We start from the raw sequence: 19,900 nt of genomic DNA, 5'->3' as shown, positions 1-19,900 counted from the left end.
CCCCCCCCCCCCCCCCCCCCCCCCCCCCCCCCCCCCCCCCCCCCCCCCCCCCCCCCCCCCCCCCCCCCCCCCCCCCCCACCACCGTGTGTGTGCTTCATACGGAAGCTCAGGGCCAGGCAAGGCAGAACGGGTGGCCGGCCGGATCCGCGTAGACCCGGAACCCGGTGCGCGCGGCGGGGTCGTCGACCGCTTTCACCAGCCGTCCGCCTAGTTCGAGTACCTTCTCATGGGCGGCTTCGAGGTCTTCGATGTAGAAGTCGAGATGGACCTGTTGTGACCAGCCATTGTCCGGCCATGTCGGCGACACGTGCTCGGGCGCCAGCTGGACGGCGATATGCCAGTCCCCGTCCACCCAAACGTTGTGCCAGGTGTCCTTGGCTTCGACGGAGCCGCTCAGCAGTTCCGCCCAGAACGTGCTTTCCGCCTGAATGTCCGCAGCCTCGAAGACGATCGTCCGGCGTTTCAGTTTCACTGGTCACCCTCTCGTTTCATGGTGCTGGTGTGCTCTGCGGCCGACTCGATGTTTGGGCGGTCCCAGAGCATCGGCGTGTCCTGCCCGGTGCGCCAGAGGTCCACCTGGTCGGTGTAGTTGCGGTGAAAGGCGTGCCCGGAGGTACCGGTGAGCTGGACCCAGCGCGAGCCGTTCAGGTCGGACAGGTCGACGATTATCCGCATCGACGGCACGTAGGTGACCTCGTACCCCTGGGTCGTCACCCAGCTGGTCGCGTTGACGATGCCGCCACCGCCGCCGACCGGCACCGGGCCGCGGTTGAAGAGCATCTCGACCGGCGCGATCCCGGACTGCCCGAGCGAGCCGTTCTCTAGCGCGAGGGTGTGCAGGTCGCCCCAGCGCCACGCTGTGGGGTCGTCGCCGAGTCGGTCGCTCAGCTCCCGCTCGGCGTCGCTCATGGCGAGCGACAGCATGTCGTTCATCGTCTCGGTGACAGGGGTGCGCTTGTCGTCCCACCACGGCGACCGAGGTTCGGCCAGGAGCGGGCGGAGGGTCTCCCAACCGTCGTCGCCGGCGCCGGGAAGCCGGCCGGCGGGCAGCTCGTCGAACGTACGCCTCACCAGGTGAAGCAGAGTCGCGTTGTAGAACGCCGCCGCCGCGGCGGACGCGGCCGGTGTCTCGGCTGGCTGCTGGAAATCCCACCCACGCAGCAGATCGCGGGCCTGTGCCACGTTCTCGTCGCCGTCGGCGAGCGGTGCGGCGAGCAGCGCGGGCACCACGGTGGCAGCGAAGCCGTTGTAGTTGTCCATCTGCATCGCGCGCATGTCGTCGATGGTCAGTTTCCCGCGCGACGCCCGGTCGATGATCATGTCTGCGATGCGTTGGCTGCGATAGCCGTACGACCAGTCGTTCGTGATGAGGTACGGGTAATGCGGGCCGGCCACCGCCTGGTTCGCGGTGATGATCACGCCGTCGTCGGGGTTGTACTCGTTGGGCAGCGCCTCGAAGGGGATGAAGCCGGTCCAGTCGTACGCCGGATCCCAGCCGGGCGCGGGCCAGCGGCCGTCGCCCTTGCCACGGATGGGGATCCGGCCCGGGGCCTGGTATCCGATGTTGCCATCGACGTCGGCATAGATCATGTTCTGGGCGGGGACGTCGAACAGCGCGGCCGCAGCCCGGAACTCAGTCCAGTTCGACGCCCGGTTGAGGTCGAACATCGCGTCGATCGTGCGGCCGGGGTCGAGTGCGGTCCAGCGTAACGCCACGGCGTACGGCTGGGCGCTGGCGTGCGCGGGCACCCCGGGGGCACCCACGTCGAGACTCGGTATGTGCGTTGGTGAGACCTGCGCGTACGGCGAACCGGAGGGGTCGAGCGGTGGCCGGGCGGCGATGGCGAAGATGTCGGACATCCGGTCGGACAGCAGCGGGCCGTGCTTGGTGGACCGTACCTTGACGGTGACCGGATCCCCGCCGGCTACCTCGATGGTCTCGTCTCGGATTGTCAGCGGCAGCCAGGTCGTACCGTCGAAGTACCGGTCGCCGACGATCTTCTCAACATAGAGGTCAGCGACGTCGGCACCGAGGTTGGTCAACCCCCACGAAATCCGCCCGTTGTGTCCAATCAGCAGACCCGGCATGCCGGCGAGGGAGAAGCCTGCGGCGTTGTAGTCGCAGGTGCAGTGCAGCCCGTTCTGGTACCAGACACCTGGCAGGGACGGCCCGAGGTGCGGGTCGTTGGCAAGCAGCGGCTTGCCGGAGGCGGTCAGGTCGCCGCTGACCACCCAGGAGTTCGACCCGACGCCGGTGCCGCTGACGCCGAGCCGGGCTGGCAGCGCGGCGATCCGGCCGCGGAGCGCCTCGAGCGCCGGTGCCGCGTCGCCGCGCCAAGCCTGGTCCGCTGCCCCGCCCTCGCCTCCCAACGAGCCACCTGCAGCGGCTGCTTCTGCATCGAACGCACCATTGACAATCGAACCGCCACTAACGATCGGAGCGTTCCGCTCGAAGGGATATGCAGGGAATAGTTGCTCGATCTGCGCACGGGTCAACCCTTGCCCGAGCAGGACAGAGCGATCCATTTCCGAATAGATGTTGCCGATCAGATCCCAGGCCATTGTTTTCAGCAAGGAAATGGAGTCGACGGGACTCCATGGTTCGACGGTGTAGCCAGGGTTCTGCAGGCCGAGCACAGCGTACTCCAGACTTTTGGTTCCAGAAGCCTCAGAACCGCCATTGTCCGACATCCAAGCGTTCACACCTACTGCATATGCCTCAAGATTGGCGCGAGCGTCTGGTGTTAGCAGTTCCCATTCCTGCTCGGCCACCGCACGCCAGCCCATCGTCCGCAGGAAGGCGTCAGTGGGGATCTCCGACGGGCCGAACAGTTCGGCGAGGCGCCCAGAGGCGAGGTGACGACGGAAATCCATCTCCCAGAAGCGGTCCTGGGCGTGCACGTATCCCTGCGCCACAAAAAGGTCCAATTGGTTCGATGCGTACGAATGCGGGATTCCGTGATCATCCCGGTAGGCCGTAACCCCCGAGCTTAGACCCGGCATAATGATCACAGAGCTGTAATCGGGAAAGCTGCGACGAACGGCCCAGGCAAATGAGAGCAAAACGACCAATATCGTGGCCAGGAGGGCGGCGAGGAACCACTTCAGCACCCGCCACCGGCGACGCCTGCGACGCGCTCCGTCGGCCCGCTCCAGAGGATCCGCATCTGCCTCGACGACCTGGCCCTCTGGGGGGTCGTCTCGTCTCAAGTCCTGATCTGGCATGAGTCCATACCTGCCTTGTGCCGGGCTCCACGCGGGTCGGCCCATTGTGTTGCGGTCGGCGGAATCCGGACACGTCCCCGAATTCGGGGGCCGCGCTGTGGAGCGCACACCCCCTGCCGGTCGGCAGCTATCCGCCCTTGCAGTCGCCACCAGTCCCCGGAAGCAGGGACCGGCGAGCGCAGTGCACCCGCTGCTAGCTTGGGGCTACATCCAGTGACATCCTTCGACCTAATCCCGGCCTACGCCGGCCGGGATAGACGTATGCACTTTTCCGTCCGCGCGGGGGAACGCAGGCCGAGCGTCGATCGCGCGGCACAACCAGCACCGGGGGCTCAAGTGATCAGGACCGACATCCTCGTCAGTTCACCCATCTTCCTGATCGGACTGGTCCAAACGCTGACCGACGCAGGAATCGTCATCGTCTCGTCACGAACCGCACCCCAGGAGGAGCCGTCCTGGCTAGCTGACATCATCCTAGTCGACATTGATGCGCTGTCCCCTCCGGACGGCCTCGGCCACATCACCGATGCCGCAAGGAGCACGGCCGTGCTGGTCCTGGACAACGAGGCCGCCTCCAACGGTGCCGCGTACCTGCGCGCCGGCGCCTCGGGCGTGGTCAGCAAACGGGAGCCAGGCGACCGCATCGTCGACGCGGTACGAGCCGTCACCTCTGGCTGCCTCTACTGCCCCGGCGAACCGCAGACCCCGGCGTCCGCGGAACACCCCGATCTCCCGGGCTACCACCTGTCGGAACGGGAGAAGCAGGTCCTACGGCAGATCTCCCGCGGGCTCACCCACGGACAGATCGCTACGCGACTTGGGATCAGCCCGCATACGGTCGACACGTACGTCAAGCGCATCCGCGCCAAGCTCGGTGTCGGCAACAAGGCCGAGTTGACCCGCGCTGCCCTGCTCGGCCAGTTGACCAAAGCGGGCCCGGACAACGAGTACGGTCCCCTCGCGCAGAAATCGGCTTGACCACACGACGGCCCCCGCCCCGAACTTGATCTTTAACCTTGGCCGAGTTGCCAATACTTGATCCCTTGTAGATTCGGTCCACATCCGGGACGGTGGCGCACGGTGGCGGAGCAGCACAGCCACAGCGGTTTGGAATCATGGTCGCCGCGCAGGGGAACGACCTGCAGCCGGATCAGGGTGCCATCGAGGTAGGGGCACCAGCGTGGTCGATCCAGCAGGTGCGACGGGTCACCCTGGGGCCGCCGGTCTCCAGCTGCACACCTACGCGGTGCCGTAACGGCTGGTAGTGGTGCGATGCCACCGGCGCAATCCGGCGACGCGGCTGCTCGACGCACCTGCCCGTCCCGGCTCCTGGCGGCCGCCCGCCGACACTGGCGAACACCCCGGCACGCCGCAGCGTCCCTGGTGTAGGTCCTGCAACTACCGGATCACCCTGCCGGCCATGCTCGGCTGGGTCTCGGTCCGCCGGCCCTGGGTCGAGCCGGCCGACGTCCTGCTGAGCCCGAACGATCACCGCGTGTGCCGGCGATCGGGCGAGGGCCTCCGTCGCCATCGCCGTCCCGCCCTCCGCCTGCATTCACCGTCCGAACTCGCTCAGGTTTGCTGAACGGGAAGCGAGACGGAGCTGAACGAACTGCTGCACACGTCGCGACTCGACGCGCAGCGAGGGGATCATCGACAGACTCCGTCGAGAGTACGGATCGGCACCCATATGCTGCTCGGCTCGGTCCCTTCGGATATCGGCACCGCATCCTCCACGCCACGCACAGCCTGCCTGGCACTCCCACCGAGCACATCGCCCCGACGGCCGAGACGCTGGGCGTGGCCGACCTCATCGAGCTGGCGGCCGGCCCGGGCGGGCGGCGCTTCGCCGTAAGACCTGCTTCCTCGAGTTCACGCTCCCGCAGCTGAAGGCTGGCTCCAGCGCTGCCTCAAAGCAGCTCAGGACGTCAAGGTCTGTCCGGCCAGACCGCCGGCCGCGACCGAGTGTCGCGAGGGTGCCAGGCCGGAAACCCGTGAACCCTGCCGCTGCAACTGCGGTCGGCGGGGTGACTGGGAAGGTCTTGGCCCCGGATCCGTTCGAAACGTAGCGGCGTCGTCGGCCAAGACCCGGTGGTGCTCGGTGCGTGGCCAGCACCGAAACCCGACGTCACGCCTGAAACTGCGGCTTCCTAACGAACTCAAGCACCTGCCGAGGCCCTGACCAGCAACTCACCGACAGGGCGTCCCGGCTCCACGACCATTGCCCGCAGCACATTCTCGTACTGCTCCAGGATTCCCGCGACCGTGGACGCGTCGAACAGGTCCGCGTTGTACTCCAGCAGAACCGTGATGGTCTCGTCCACCCCAGACACCGTTGCGCCGTCCTGAAAACGCTGCTCGGCGTGTGGAATGATCACGGCGTTGAGGTCGAACTTCGCCGAGCCGTTGTGCGCGTCCAAGACCTCCAGCGTCACTCCTGGCAGCCGCAGCTCGGGCATCGGCGTGTCGAGGAAGCTGAACATCACCTGGAACAGCGGCATGTGGCTGACGCTCCGTACCGGACGCAGCTGCTCCACCAGTTTGTCGAACGGCATGTCCTGATGGGCGTACGCGTCGAGGCAGGTCTCCCGGACCCGGCGCAGCAGCTCGGCAAACGACGGCTCGCCGGACAGATCCGTCCGCAGAAGCACAGTATTGATGATCATACCGATCAGGTTCTCTAGTTCGGGCCGCTGCCGGTTGGCGGTGCCCGCGCCCAGGACGATGTCGTCCTGCCCGCAGAGCCCGTGCATCACGGCGACGAACCCGGCGAACATGCTCATGAACAGCGTGACGTCCTGCTGCCGGCCAAGTTCCCGAAGCCCACGGGCCAGCTCTCCGTCGATCTCCAGCGTCTCCTGCCCACCACGGGAGGTCATCTTGCGGGGACGGGGCCGGTCGGTCGGCAGGTCGAGGACCGGGGGCGCCCCCGCCATCCGATCGCGCCAGAACGCAAGCAGCGACTCCAGCCGCTCCCCCTGCATCTGCTGACGCTGCCAGACGGCGAAGTCGGCGTACTGCACCGGCAGGTGGGGCAGGTTCGGCTCGCGGCCGACACTACGAGCCTCGTACAGCTCCAGGAAGTCACGCAGGAAGACGCCCTGCGTCCAGCCGTCGTGGATCAAGTGGTGCTCGACCACGACCAGCACGTACTCGTCGTCGGCGAGCCGAACCAGGGTGACCCGCAGCAGCGGGCCGGTGACCAGATCGAACGGCTCCTGCCCTGCGGCGCGCACGAAGTCGTCGAGCCAGGCGTCGCGATCGTCGGCCGGCAGGTCGCGCCGGTCGGCCAGTGCGACCGGGATGCCCTTCGGCTCCAGGATCACCTGCACGGGTTCACCGTCGATGTCGGGGAACACGGTCCGCAGGATCTCGTGCCGCACCTCGAGCTCGGCGAGCGCCGCAGTGACCGTCTCCAGATCCACTTGCCCACGCAGCCGCAGCGCCCGGGGCACGTTGTAGTTCGAGCTGCCCGGCTGCAACTGGTGCAGGAACCAGATCCGCTCCTGGACAAACGACAGCGGCAAAGGCTCGTCCCGCGGCGCCCGCGGCACCGGCGCGGCACGGAACACCGGACTCTCCGCCACCCGGGCCGCGAAGGCGGCCAGCGTCGGCGCTTCGAAGATCGCGCGCAGCGGCAGGTCGACGCCGAGCTGTTGATTGACGTGCGCGAGCATCCGGGTAGCGAGCAGCGAATGCCCGCCGAGGACAAAGAAGTCGTCGTGCAGGCGCACTCGTGGCACGTCCAGAATCGCGCACCAGATCGCTGCGAGGTCCCGCTCCTCAGGCGTGCGGGGCGGCTCCCCCGGCGCAGCGGCGTCGTCCGACGCCTCGTCTAGGCCGACCGGCGGCAGTCCGGCGTAGTCGATCTTGCCGTTCGGTGTCCGGGGCAGCGCAGCGATCGGTACGCACCGCGCCGGCACCATGTATTCGGGAAGCACGGCCCGCAGCGCCGAACGCAGCTGCGCGACCGGGACGGACGTCGGCGTGACGTAGGCCAGCAACTGACCCGGCCGGCGGTGCCGCACCACCGCCGCATCGGTCACCTCGGGCAGCCGCCGCAGCGCCGACTCTATCTCTCCCAGCTCCACCCGGTACCCATTGAGCTTGATCTGCCGGTCGGCGCGGGCGACGAACGTGATCGAGCCATCCGGCAGACAGCGAGCCAGGTCGCCGGTGCGGTAGAGCCGGGCGCCAGGCAGTCCGAACGGGTCCGCCACGAAGTGCGCAGCGGTCAGCGCTGTCCGGCCCCGATAGCCGTACGCCAGTCCGGCGCCGCCGAGGTACAGCTCACCGACCACGCCCACCGGCACCGGCCGGCACTCGTCATCGAGCACGTAGGCTCGGGTGTTGGCGACCGGCCGCCCGATCGGCGCGCCGAGACTCGGATCGGCGCCGGTCAGCTCGCAGGTGGTCGCGACGATTGTCGTCTCGGTGGGCCCGTACGTGTTGATCAGCCGGACCCGGCCGCCGACACGTTCGTGCCAGACCGCGACCCGCTCCGGCAACGCCCGCTCCCCGCCAATGATCACCAGCCGCAGGGTGCCGGGCAGCTCGGCATCCCCTTGCCCGAGGGCGACGACGAGGTCGTGCCAGTACGCCGTCGGCAGGTCCAGCACGGTCACGTCGGCGGCGGCACAGGCATCGAGGAACGTCGCCGGGTCGGCCAGCATCCGGTCGTCCCGCAGCACCACGCAGGCGCCACGCAGCAGGGCCGGGAAGATCTCCTCCGCGCTCGTGTCGAACGCCATCGAGGCGAACTGCAGAATCCGGTCCTGCGGCCCGAGGTCGTACTGCTCCACGGCGTGCAGCGTGAAGTTGACCAGAGAGCCGTGCGACACCTCCACGCCTTTGGGCTCGCCGGTCGATCCGGAGGTATAGATGAGGTACGCGACGTCCCCCGCGGTAGCCGCCGGGTCGTCCCCGGTCGACGTTGCGTCGTCGTCGACGAGGATCACCGGCACATCGGTGCCGGACAGCTTCGCCGCCAGGTCCCGGTGACTCAGCACCGCCGTCACGTCCGCGTCGGCAAACGTGGCCGCGATGCGACCGGGTGGGCTCATCGGGTCGACCGGCACGTAGGCGGCACCAGCCCGGAGTACGCCGAGCAGCGCGGCGACCAGGTCCAGGCTCCGGTCCAGCACGATCCCCACCCGTCCGCCCGGCCCGGCTCCGGCCCTCCGCAGCAGGGAGGCGAATCCACCGGCTCGCTCATCGAGCTCCCGATAGGTCAGCGACGCGGTCCCCGCCTGCACAGCGACGGCGTCCGGGGATCGGCGGGCCTGCCTGGCGAACAACGTCGGCACGCATTCTCCGGTGCCCAGCTCACGCGCGGTGGCATTCCATTCCTGTACCGCCTGGTCGCGCTCATCGTCGCCTGCCCGGGGCAGCCCGCCGAGCCGTGCGGCGGGATTGGTGGCCGCCTGGTCCAGCAGCGCGGTGTATTGCCGCACGAAGCGCTCCCCGGCCGCCACGTCGAGGATGTCGTCGCGGAAGCGCAGCGAGCCATGCACCGTGTCACCGAGATCGGCGAACGCCATCTCGAGGTCGAACGCGCTGTGCCGCTGGCCTACCGGGAGGGACTCGGCCCGCAGGCTGCCCAGTTCTCGGACGATGCCGGCGTGGCCGAGCAGCGCCGCAGGAAACGCTGCGGTATCGCCGGGCGACGGCCGGTTGAAGACGAACATCGCCTGGAAAAGCCCGTGCCGGGGGACCGTCAGTTGCTCGGCAAGCAACGCGCTGGGCAAGTCCTGGTGTTCAATGGCGCCGACGACCTGGGTCCGCGCCTGTCGCAACAGGTGCCGAAAGGGGTCGGCGCCGGTGGCCCGGCTGCGAATCAGCACCGGGTTCATCAGGTACCCGACGACGCCCGCGGCGTCGGGCCGCGACCGGGCGGCGAGCGGGGTACCCACCACCACGTCGTCCTGTCCGGTCAGCCGGTGCAGCAGGGCCTGGTAGCCGGCGAGCAGTAGTACGTTCACGGTGACACCCTCGTCGACCGCGCACCGCCGGAGCCGGGCAAGCAGGTCGCCGTCGAGGCAGAACCGGTGCACGCCCGCCGTCTGCGAGGCTCCCGACGGATTCCGGGCGGGCAGTTCCAGCGGTGGCACGCCGGCACCGTACTGCCGTTTCCAGTACTCGAGCAGGTCCTCGCCAGCCGGAGACGGTGCATGGACAGCCGGGGCGGGTGTCAGTGCCTGCCCGGTGTAGAGGGCTGCGAGTTCCCGGGCGAGGATCGTGGTGGACCAGAAGTCGGTGGCGATGTGGTGCGCGGTCACCAGGACAGCGTGTTCGTCGGCGGCGAGACGGTACAAATACAGCCGGACGAGAGGGCCGGAGGCCAGATCGAACGGCAGGGCGGCGTCCGCCGCCAGCCGGGCCGGCAACTGCTCGGGGTCCACCTCGGACCGCACGAACTCGCCACCAGGCCCAGGCCGCCGTACCGGTTCGCCGTCGTGGGCCACGAAATTCGTCCGCAGCCCTGGGTGTCGTTGGACGAGACCATCGAACGCCGCAGCGAGGGCTACCTCGTCGAGTGGCCCGGTTAGCCGGACGGCGGCCGCCGTCGTGTGGGCGGTACTGTCCGGCTCCATCTGATGCAGGAACCACAGCGCCCGCTCCCCCGGCGACAGGACGGTCGACGGTGCCTCGGCCAGCGCAGACCCGACCACCGGCCGGGCACGAGCCGCATCGAGCTGTCCCGCCAGGCTACCGGCGAGGTCTGCCAGACCGGCCCCGGCGAGTACCTCGGCCAGCGGCAACACGACGCCGAGCTCCTGTTCGACCCGCTGCCCCAACTGCTGCGCGGCCAGCGAATCGAGCCCGGCGGCCAGCAGCGGCGACTCCGGCGCGAGGTCCGGCGCGGGAATCCCACAGGCCTCAGCCGCCCATCGACGCAGCGTCTCCACCATCAGCGTTTGACGGTCGCGGCCCTCGGCGGCAAGCAGTTGCGCGCGAGTCGGTGCGGGCCCGTCCGGGGTGGTCTCGCCGCGGCCGGTCTCGTTCCGGCCGAGTTCGGGCAGATCACCGGCGAGCAGCCGCGTGCGGCAGGCTGCCCGCTGCACCTTGCCGCTCGATGTCTTGGGCAGCGAACCGGGCGGGATGAGCACCACCAAAGCGACCTGGACGCCATGCTGCTCGGCGATCCCTCGCCGGATCGCACCTGCGACTGCGGCGATGTCGAGGGTGTCGGCGACGCCGCGGGTGACCTCGTGCACGATCACCACCCGGTCCTCGCCATCGTGCTCCACAGTGAACGCGGCCGCGCAGCCGGGCCGCAACGCCGGGTGCGTCCGCTCGGCCGTCACCTCCAGGTCCTGTGGATAGTGGTTACGCCCCCTGATGATGATCAGGTCCTTGAGCCGGCCGGTGACGACCAGTTCGCCGTCGCGGACAAAGCCGAGGTCGCCGGTGCGCAGCCAGTTCTCCTCGCCCTCGCCAGCAATCCGGGCGTGGAATACCTCGCTGGTGTCCCCCGGCCGCTCCCAGTAGCCCGCTGCGACGCTCGGACCCCGCAGCCAGACCTCCCCGACCTGATCCGGCGCGCGGCGTTCCCGGCTTTCCGGGTCCACCACCGCGATCTGCTGGTCGGCGGCGACCGGGCCGCAGCTGACCGGTCCCCCAGCAGGCCCGGGCACGACCTCACCACGCCTGAGCGCCGCTGGGTCGACATCGCCAGCGGTCGAGGCGAGCGAACCTCCGCTGACGATGAGTGTTGCTTCCGCGAGCCCGTAGCAGGGCAGGAACGCCTCGGCCCGGAACCCGGCAGGGGCGAACGCGGCGGAAAAGCGCTCCATGGTGGATCTACGAACCGGCTCGGCGCCGTTGAACGCTACCTGCCACGTGCTCAGGCTGAGCTGCGCCTGCTGCTCTGGGGTCGTCCGGCGCACGCACAGGTCGTAGGCGAAGTTCGGGCCGCCGGTCATTGTGATACCGAATTTGGTCACCGCCTCGAGCCAGCTCTGCGGTCGGCGAAGGAAGTCGAGTGGGGACATCAACCAGATCGGCAGGCCTGCGAACAGTGGCTGGAGTACACACCCGATCAAACCCATGTCATGGTACGGCGGTAGCCAGCTCAAGCCTCGGGTCTGTGGTGTGGTGTGGAAGAAGTCCTGGATCAGCCGCGAGTTGTGCAGCAAGTTCCCGTGGGTCAGCATCACGCCTTTGGGCGCGCCGGTGGATCCCGACGTGTACTGCAGCATCGCCGTGCTCCCGCGGTCCGCCGTCGGCCGGGTCCACTCATCGGCCGCCGCGTCGGGCACGTCGTCGGTCGTCAACCAGGGCAACCCTATGTCTGGCAACCCTTCGGCGAGTCCCCGCAGCGGCTCGGTGGTCAGCGCCGCTGCGGGACCGGCGTCGGCGACAATCGAAAGCAGACGCGGCAGGGTACGTTCGAAGCGCATCGGGTCGGGCGGAAACGCGGGCACCGCGATCACCCCGGCGAATAGGCAGCCGAAGAACGCAGAGACGAAGTCTGCCCCGGGCGGATAGAGCAGCAGCGCCCGGTCGCCCGCCACCACACCGGCCTCCCGCAGCCGCACCGCGATGGCCCGGGCGGTGCGGTCGAGTTCGCCGTAGGTCCTGGTGGCCGCGACATCGAGATCACCGTCGAGGAAGACGTAGCCCATCCGGTCGGGCTCGTGCGCCGCCCGCCAGCGCAGCAGCCACGCCAGGGTGGTCACCTCGACAGCGCTGCCCACATCTGGAAAGTCGAACCTCACCACAGTCTCCCCCTGCTCCAGATCGCCCTCGGCTTCGCCTCGAAATTACCGTCTGAGCAGGACGTTCTTGGTGTCACATGAAGCAGGGATGGTTGCGCCCACAACGGCACAGCAAGCTCGACGCACCGCCCGCGAAAGGAGCATGCCCATGCGGTTCAATACCCGAGTGGCCGACACCGTGGACTCGCCGATCGGGTCGGCGTACGAGGCGCTCGACCAGCGGATCGGCAAACGCGATCTGCTCGACCTGGCCCAGGCCGCCCCGCAGTACCCGCCGCCGCCGATCGTCGCCGAACGGCTCGCTTCGGTGGCCCGCGACGCCCGCGGCGCAGAGTACACCGAAATCGCCGGACTACCCCGTCTGCGCGAGGCATTCGCCAGGGAGGTCTCCGACGCGTACCGGGGCCGGGTAAGCCCCACGCAGGTGTTCGTGACGGCCGGCTGTAACCAGGCCTTCTGCCTCGCGACGTCGGCGCTCGCCGGGCCCGGCGACGAGATCGTCCTGACCCTGCCGTACTACTTCAACCACGATATGTGGCTACGCACACAGGGCATCGCGCCGGTCTACCTCGAACCGGGACCGGATCTGATGCCGACGCCGGAGGCCGCCGAGGCGCTGATCACCCCGCGGACCCGGGCGATCGTCGTCGTTTCGCCTGGCAATCCCACCGGAATCACCATGCCTCCCGAACGGATCGCCGCGATCGCTGCAGTGGCAGCACGGCACGACGTCGCTCTCGTCCTCGACGAGACCTACCGGTCGTTCCGTGGCACCACCGAACCGGCCCACCACCTGTTCGTCGACCCGGCGTGGGACCGGACGTTGGTAAGCCTGCACAGCTTCTCCAAGGATCTCGCGGTCCCCGGCTACCGCGTCGGCGCCGTGGTCGCGTCACCGGCGCTCGGCGCGCAGATCACCAAACTGCTCGACTGCGTGGCGATCTGCGCGCCGCGGATCGGGCAGGAGGCGGTGCTGACCGGCCTCGTCACCGCAGGCCCGTGGCGACGGCAACGAGCAGCCGAGGTGCGCCGCAGACAGGAATGGTTTGCCGAGGCGATGGCGAACCGGCCGGGCGGGTTCGAACTGCTCTCCGCCGGCGGCTTCTTCGGTTGGGTGCGCCACCCGTTCACCGGACGCACCACCGCCGAGGTGGTACGCGAACTCATCGTGGAGTATGACACCCTGGTGATACCGGGTACCGCGTTCCTGCCGGACGACCGGGGCATGCTGCGGGTCAGCGTCAGCAACGCCGACCGCAGCGCGACCGTGGAATTTGCCGGGCGGCTCGCCGAGTTCGGGAAGCTCAGCCCGTGACGCTCAATAGATGATTCGGTTGTCCGGGGCTGGACGCCACGCGCGCGAGCCCCGCAGGTTGCGGGTGATGTTCAGCCGCTTGAGCCACCGGTCGGTGCCGTCGTAGCGGGCGCGGAACGACTTGCGCCCGTGCACCGCCCGGAAGTTGTCGACGAAGACGAGGTCGCCTGGGCGCAGGGCCACGCCCCGCATGTGCGCCTCGATCTGCTCGCACAGCCCGTCGAACGCCTTCGCCGACCGGCCGGACCAGCCCTCGGTCTTCATGTGGTACGGATCGAGCGCCATGTACGGGTCGTGCCGATCGCCGAAGAGCACCGGGCGCTTCACCGGATCGTCGTTCCACGATTGGATGAGCGCGAAGCTGCGTTTCCGCAGCCGATCGATAACCGGGTCACCGGTGGACACGGCGGTGTTCTCCGGACGGTGCGAGTTGTCCGGCATCTGGGTGAACTCCGCCTCGAACAGCGCCTCGGTGTCCAGCATTGACCAGTCGAGGTCCCCGGCGTCGCAGATCACCGTCTCCACATCATCCGGGTTCTTCAGGCACATCAGCGCCACGTAGTCACCCCGGCACGGGTGGAACGCGTCCTCCGTGTGCCAGGAGAGATGCTGCAGACTGTTGGAGCCGATCTCGTAGTTCTCGTGCCCCTTGATCGGGAGCACGTCGTGCATGATCCGCCCGTCCTGCTGGGTCGCCCAGCCGAACACGTCACCGAGGCGGGACCCACAGAGCAGAAAGAAGATCTCCAACGGAAACGCCCGGGAGCCGTGCTGGCTGTCACGCCAGTGCTCCGGCGTCGGCCCCAGCGCTTTTTCATCGACATCGAGACCGGAAATGAGGCAGACAGCCGACGGCTCACCGAGCCGGTACTCCTCGAGGAAGGTCAGCAGCCGAGCCGGCAGCTGCAGGGCGAGCACCGGCGCCCGCCGGATCAACTCGGGGTCTTCGATGGTGTCGTATGCCGCGACGAGTTCGGCCAGCATCGGCGCGAACTCGGCGTTCTCCTGCCGCGTCAGCGCGAGAGTGTGCACGCGCGTCTCCCTCCTGCACTCAGCAGCCGTCAAATCGGCAGTCTAGGAACAGCCGGCCGGTATGCACTGGTCCCCGTTACACGGGACGGTCGCCCGGCCGCCGGAGCGCTTACCTTTCATGAAGACCCACCTACTGGTGCCGATCCGCGCCGTCGTTCCCGCGTGCGGCGACGTCAGAAGGACATGCAGAGGACTTGACGAATGCCCCACATGGCTAACCTGACCGCGATGGAAGTCGATGCGCTCACCGACATCGACGGCGGCATCAACCTCACCGACGGCCACGCCCGGCTGCTGTTGTCGCCGGAGCAGAAGGCCATCGTCAATCGGATTCCCGAGATGTTCGCCGAGGCGTCGCGGCGCCCGTTCCCCGAGATCGAGCGGGAGGCGCACACCGCGTTCCTGCACGCGATCGGGCAGCGCAGCGCACCGATCGGCACCGGGCGCATCCTGAGCTGCTACTCGTCGACGCTGGCCACCGACATCGTGGCCCGTGCCCTGCCCGCCGGCGCCCGGATCGCGGTACTGCACCCCACGTTCGACAACATCGCCGACCTCTTTACGACCCGCGGCCTCTCACTGCAACCGCTGTCCGAGGCCGAGTTGCTCAACAAGGAGTGGCCCGGCCCGCCGGTCCGCGCGATCATGCTGACCCACCCCAACAATCCGACCGGGCTGGTTACCCCTGAGGAACATCTGCGATCGCTCGCCGAACACGCCGCCCGCAACGGGCAGATTGCGATCGTGGATGCGAGCTTCCGCGGCCAGGTACGCGACGCCCAGTACGACACCTACGCCGTCCTGGACGCGGCCGGCACCGACTGGATCGTCCTGGAGGACACCGGCAAGCTGTGGCCGACGCACGAGCTGAAGATCGGCATGCTGGCTTACAGCGAACGCAACGAGCTGCCGATCGAGCGGGCGTTCTCCGAGTCATTGCTGTCCGCGTCACCGGTGGTGCTGTTGATGGTGACCGCGCTCGCCGCAGACTGGGTCAACGGCGGATACGAGCGGGCTCGGGACCTCGTGTCCCGCAACCGGGCGTTGGTCCGGGACGCGGTCGACGAACTGGGCCTCACTCTGGCCGACCCGGACTCGCAGATCAGCGTGGCCCGTATCGCGCTGCCCGCCAGCGGCCCGGACTCCGCTCTGCTCTACAAGGACTTGGTGACCCGCGGCGTGCACGTGCTGCCCTGCGGCCCGTTTCACTGGGCGGACCCGGCCGGCGGGCTGCGCTTCATCCGGGTGTCCCTGGCCCGCCCTGCTGCCTCGGTCGATAAGGCCGCTCGCACGCTGGCGCAGTCGTACCGGGAACTATCCGCCCTCACCATGCTCTGACGTGCTCGTCGAACGTCGCGGTGGTTGGAGCGGTTGGTCCACACCGCGTCGTCCCGGATCGAGCTGTTTTGCCTGCATCACGCCGGCGGAGCCGCAGCACTCTCCCGTTCCCGGCCACGGCCGCCACCTGGCGCCGTCACGCCGGGCAGCGGTCCAGCTGCCCGGGCGAGCGGACCGGTTCGGCGGGCCCGCGTACGACCGCATGGAATCGCTGATCGAGGTGCTGAGGCGCGTGCTGGAGCAGCCATTCGCGCTGTACGGCACCAGCATGTGCGCCCAGGTCACCTGGACGCTCAGTCACGCTCTACGGGCACGAGCACTGCCCCGGACCCTTTACCTGGCCAGCGACCCCGCCCCGCGCTCGGGACGCGGCAGCTGGAACCCTCGCAAAGCCGATGCCCAGCTCGCATGTTTCCTGCACGAACTGGGTAGCACGCCGTCCGAGGCGCTCGACGACCCGGAGACGTCTGGCGTCCTGCTGCCCACCCTGCGCGCCGATCTGACGCTGCTAGAGCCTGCTGGAATCAGCCGAGCGCGCTGTCCGTCCAGCAGTCCCGCTCGACGTGCCGATCCGTGCATTCGCGACGCCCGCTGACACAGCGTCCACCGCGGAATGCCTGCGCGGGTCGGGCAACGAGGCCTCGGCCGCGTTCACCCTCGGCCTCGTGCCCGGTGGGCATCCTGTTTGACTCCGCCGGTGTCCGCCAAGTGATCCGCACGATCGCCGACGACCTCACCGACCGACGCTGCGCACGCGCGGTGAAGCCTGGAACGATCGTCTCAGGGCTTCACCGCGTGTGCGCGATGGCCTCGCCGCTCAGCCTGCCGGCTTGCCGCCGCTGATCCGGCTGATCAGCGCGTCGAGCTGGGACTGGTCCACGCCTCGGGCGAGCGGAAAGTCCGACCCGGACGGCGCCAGCCCTTCGGCCGGTTCGGGCGCGGCCGCCGCCGGTTCCGGTTCCGGTTCGGCCGCCGCAGCCGACTCCGGGGCGGGTGCCGCGACGGACGCGATCTCGGCCAGCTGCGCCACGGTCGGTTGCTCGAACAGGTCGAGCGGCGACAGTTCTACCCCGGCCTCCTGTGCTCGGGCGACGACCTGGATCGCGAGGATCGAGTCGCCACCCAGCTCGAAAAAGTTGTCGTTGCGCCCGACCACGGTGACCCCTAGGACGTCCGCGACGATGTCCGCCAACTGTTGTTCCAGCGGCGTCTCCGGCAGCACTAGTTCCTCGACCATCTCTGGGCGCTCGTCGCCGGGCGGCGGCAGCCGGTCATGGTCGATCTTCCCGTTGGTGGTCACCGGGATCTGTTCGAGCTGGACGAACACCGACGGCACTAGGTACGGCGGCAGTTCCCGTCCGAGGAATCGGCGCAGATCCGCGATGCTTAGCCGGATCCGGCCCTGTGCCACCACGTAGCCGACCAGCCGCCGGTCGTCCGCCGCCCGCTCGTGCACGGTCGCCACGGCTTGGGCGACCTGTGGGTGTCGGCACATTGCCGACTCGATCTCGGTGGGCTCGACCCGCAGTCCACGAATCTTGATTTGGGTGTCCACCCGGGACCGGAACTCCAGGTTCCCGTCCATGCGCTGCCGTACCAGGTCGCCGCTGCGATACAGGCGGCCGCCCGGGTGAGCCGGGTCCGGATCGGCGATGAACCGTTCCGCGGTCAGCCCCGGCCGGCCCAGGTAGCCGCGGCCCACGCTCATTCCACCGATGTACAGCTCGCCGACCGCGCCGACCGGCACCGGCCGCAGCTCGGCGTCCAGGATCCGCAGATCAGCGAAGGGCAGGGCGGTACCGATCGGCAGGAACTGCAGGTCCGCCTCGGACGCCTTGGCGGGAAGCCGGAAGAACGTCGAGCTCACCGTGGTCTCGGTGATGCCGTACACGTGCATCAGCGGCACGCCGAGCCGTTGCCACATCGCCAGCCGCTCGGGCAGCACCCGTTCGGAACCGACGATCACCAGCCGCAGCGAGGCGGGCAGTTCGGCACCGGTGCCGTTCAGCTCCCGGACCCACTCGTGCCAGAACGCCGCAGGCAGCTCCATCACGCTGACCCGTCCCCGCTCCAACACAGCCGCCAGGTCGATGCCCGGCCCGGTCTGGTCGGCGGGCGGAATGACGACCGCACCGCCGGCCAGCCAGATCGGGAAGAGTTCCTCGATGAGGACGTCGAACCCGGGCGAGGCGAACTGCAGGAACCGGTCGCCGGCGCCGAGCTGGAGCCGGGCGGCGGTGTCCCGGGCGAACGCCACGAGCGAGCGGTGCTCGATGACCACGCCCTTGGGCTGCCCCGTCGAGCCGGAGGTGTAGACCACGTACGCAGCCGATTCGGGTGCCGGCGCCGGTGGGGTCGCGCCGCCGGCATCGTCCGGCAGCTCCTCGATCAGCACGGTTCGCGCCGCCGATCCGGTCGCTAGTGACGCGTGTTCGGCGGTGGTCACCACCACCGGTGCGCCGGCGTCGGTAAGCATGTACGTGATCCGGGCGGCCGGCAGCTGCACGTCGAGGGTGAGGAACGCACCGCCCGCCTTGAGTACGCCCAGCACCGCCACCGCCAGCCGGGGCGCGCGGTCGACCAGGACACCCACCACCGTCTCCGGGCCCACGCCGAGCCCACGCAGGTGACGTGCCAGCCGCTCAGCCTGCTGGTCGAGCTCGGCGAAGGTGACCTGCTCGCGGTCGCAGACGACCGCGGGCGCGTCCGGGGCTAGGGCGACCTGGGCCTCGAACAGCTCGAGGAAGCCCGGCCCCTGATTCGCGGTCACCGGCGCGGGGAGGGCCGGCTCCGTGACCTGAATCAGGTCGGCGTCACCGACCCGCACATCCGGCCGGGTGACCAACCGATCGAGGACCCGTTCGACCTGGCCGGCGAGCCCGACGATCGTCTCGTGGTCGAACAGCTCCGTGGAGTAGTGCCACTGGAGATAGATCTTCCCGCCGGTGGCCTGCACCGCCAGGATGAGGTCGATCGGAATCGGTCCTGGATCCATCACCTCCGGGCTGACCCGCACGCCGGGCGCCTCCCAGACGTCGCCGATCACCCGAAGTACCGAGCCGGGCGCGCTCAATACATTGATCATCATCTGGATGAGCGGGGTCTGCGCAGCCTCCTTCGGCGCCAACTCCTCGATCAGCCGGTCGAACGGAAGGTTCTGGTGGTCGAAGGCGGACGCGACGACCTGCCGGGCGCGGCGCAGCACGTCGAGCAGGGTGTCGTCCCGCGTCACCCTGATCCGCAGCGGCAACGCGTTCGCGAAGCAGCCGATGATCTCCTCGGTCTCGGACCGGACCCGGCCGGTGATGGCCGCGCCGAAGACGAGGTCGTCCTGCTGGGTGTAGCGGTGCAGCACGACCGAGCAAGCGGCCAGGAGCACCATCGAGATCGATACGCCCTCGGGCCCGGCGAGCCGCTCCAGCGCCGCGGTCGTTTCTAGGTCGAGTGCCGTGGTGTGGTGATGGCCGGCGAACGTCCGACGGGCGGGGTACGGCCGGTCGGTCGGCAACGCCAGCCGCGGCGGAATACCCTCGAGAGCCTTCTTCCAGTACGCGAGTTCGTTCGCCATCGCCTCCTCACCGAAGTGTTCGCGCTGCCAGACCGCGAAGTCACCATACTGCGCAGGCGGCGTCGGCAGGTCCGGCTCGCGGCCCGCCCGCAGCGCCGGATACAGCAGCGCCACCTCCTTGAACACGATCGCCATCGACCAGCCGTCGGAGGAGCTGTGATGGGTGCTGATCAGCGCCACATAGACGTTCTCTGCGAGCTTTACCGCCGTGCACCGCATACGCTGCGGCTCGTCCGGCGCGAACGGGCTGGCTACCTCGACGTCGTACAGCCGGCGCACCTCCAGCCGCTGCGCCTCCGGGCCGAGGTGGGTGATGTCGACGACCGGGATCTTGATCGGGGTGACCGGATGGACCACCGAGTACGGAGTACGGTCGATCATCTCGACCGTCGTGCGCAGCGCTTCGTGCCGCGCCATGATCTCGGTGAGGATCCGGCCGAGCAGGTCCAGGTCGGCGTCCTCCGCGGTATCGCCCTCGATCCGGAGCGCACCGCTGATGTTGTTGGACGGACGGAACCGCTCCAGCGCCCACTCGCGCTGCTGCGCGAACGACAGCGGGGTTGGTTTGTCGCGGTCTCGGGGCCGGATGGTGTCGGCGTCGTCCGGCCCGGCCGCTGACGCCAGCGCCGCCACCCGCGATTCCAGCAGTGCCCGCTGTTGTGGTGAAAGCGCCGCGATCCGACTCTGCACGTTGGTCATGA

General features: G+C 68.9%; 9 protein-coding genes. 4 read left to right on the top strand and 5 right to left on the bottom strand.

Going from position 1 to position 19,900, the window contains the following annotated elements:
* Positions 1-107 precede the first annotated feature (107 nt).
* Together ACXAHD_RS10970 and ACXAHD_RS10965 are read right to left on the bottom strand one after the other, a co-directional pair.
* A complete protein-coding gene (locus ACXAHD_RS10970; protein WP_421367782.1) occupies positions 108-473 on the bottom strand; it encodes a VOC family protein in 366 nt (121 codons plus the stop codon).
* Positions 470-3,112, bottom strand: a complete 2,643-nt coding sequence (locus tag ACXAHD_RS10965) for a penicillin acylase family protein (protein ID WP_475050214.1) — start codon at positions 3,110-3,112, stop codon at positions 470-472. The genes ACXAHD_RS10970 and ACXAHD_RS10965 overlap by 4 nt, the downstream gene beginning before the upstream one ends.
* 450 nt (positions 3,113-3,562) lie before the next feature.
* Here ACXAHD_RS10965 and ACXAHD_RS10960 point away from each other — a divergent pair, with 450 nt between their 5' ends.
* Positions 3,563-4,204 (top strand): helix-turn-helix transcriptional regulator, encoded by a 642-nt coding sequence (locus ACXAHD_RS10960; RefSeq protein ID WP_475050212.1) that lies wholly within the window; start codon positions 3,563-3,565, stop codon positions 4,202-4,204.
* Between the two features lie 1,181 nt (positions 4,205-5,385).
* Here ACXAHD_RS10960 and ACXAHD_RS10955 read toward each other — a convergent pair.
* The gene (locus ACXAHD_RS10955) at positions 5,386-11,946 is read right to left on the bottom strand and encodes an amino acid adenylation domain-containing protein (protein ID WP_475050209.1); all 6,561 of its coding nucleotides are present in this window, start codon (positions 11,944-11,946) and stop codon (positions 5,386-5,388) included.
* Between the two features lie 148 nt (positions 11,947-12,094).
* Here ACXAHD_RS10955 and ACXAHD_RS10950 point away from each other — a divergent pair, with 148 nt between their 5' ends.
* The gene (locus ACXAHD_RS10950) at positions 12,095-13,261 is read left to right on the top strand and encodes an aminotransferase (RefSeq protein ID WP_475050206.1); all 1,167 of its coding nucleotides are present in this window, start codon (positions 12,095-12,097) and stop codon (positions 13,259-13,261) included.
* A gap of 3 nt (positions 13,262-13,264) precedes the next feature.
* Here the strand turns inward: ACXAHD_RS10950 and vioC are convergent, their stop codons facing one another.
* Complete coding sequence (gene vioC, locus ACXAHD_RS10945; protein WP_475050203.1) at positions 13,265-14,293, bottom strand: arginine beta-hydroxylase, Fe(II)/alpha-ketoglutarate-dependent; 1,029 nt, start codon at positions 14,291-14,293, stop codon at positions 13,265-13,267.
* A gap of 228 nt (positions 14,294-14,521) precedes the next feature.
* On the opposite strand from vioC, the gene ACXAHD_RS10940 reads away from it, so the two are divergent.
* A complete protein-coding gene (locus ACXAHD_RS10940) occupies positions 14,522-15,631 on the top strand; it encodes an aminotransferase class I/II-fold pyridoxal phosphate-dependent enzyme (RefSeq protein WP_421367797.1) in 1,110 nt (369 codons plus the stop codon).
* 1 nt (position 15,632) lies between these two features.
* Complete coding sequence (locus ACXAHD_RS10935; RefSeq protein ID WP_475050200.1) at positions 15,633-16,226, top strand: thioesterase II family protein; 594 nt, start codon at positions 15,633-15,635, stop codon at positions 16,224-16,226.
* Positions 16,227-16,448: 222 nt separating this feature from the next.
* Here ACXAHD_RS10935 and ACXAHD_RS10930 read toward each other — a convergent pair whose 3' ends face one another.
* Positions 16,449-19,898 carry a non-ribosomal peptide synthetase gene (locus ACXAHD_RS10930; protein ID WP_475050198.1) on the bottom strand — a complete coding sequence of 1,150 codons (3,450 nt, stop codon included), beginning with the start codon at positions 19,896-19,898 and terminating at the stop codon, positions 16,449-16,451.
* Positions 19,899-19,900 lie beyond the last annotated feature (2 nt).

The sequence above is a fragment of the Micromonospora sp. ABR4_055 genome, assembly GCF_056160425.1.
The sequence above is the reverse complement of the archived record's forward strand: the minus strand, read 5'-3'. Positions and strand labels throughout refer to the sequence as shown.

Coding starts and splice junctions, on each gene's coding strand:
- ACXAHD_RS10950 (WP_475050206.1), top strand. CDS start 12,095: ATGCGGTTCAATACCCGAGTGGCCGACACCGTGGACTCGCCGATCGGG.
- ACXAHD_RS10940 (WP_421367797.1), top strand. CDS start 14,522: ATGGAAGTCGATGCGCTCACCGACATCGACGGCGGCATCAACCTCACC.
- ACXAHD_RS10930 (WP_475050198.1), bottom strand. CDS start 19,898: ATGACCAACGTGCAGAGTCGGATCGCGGCGCTTTCACCACAACAGCGG.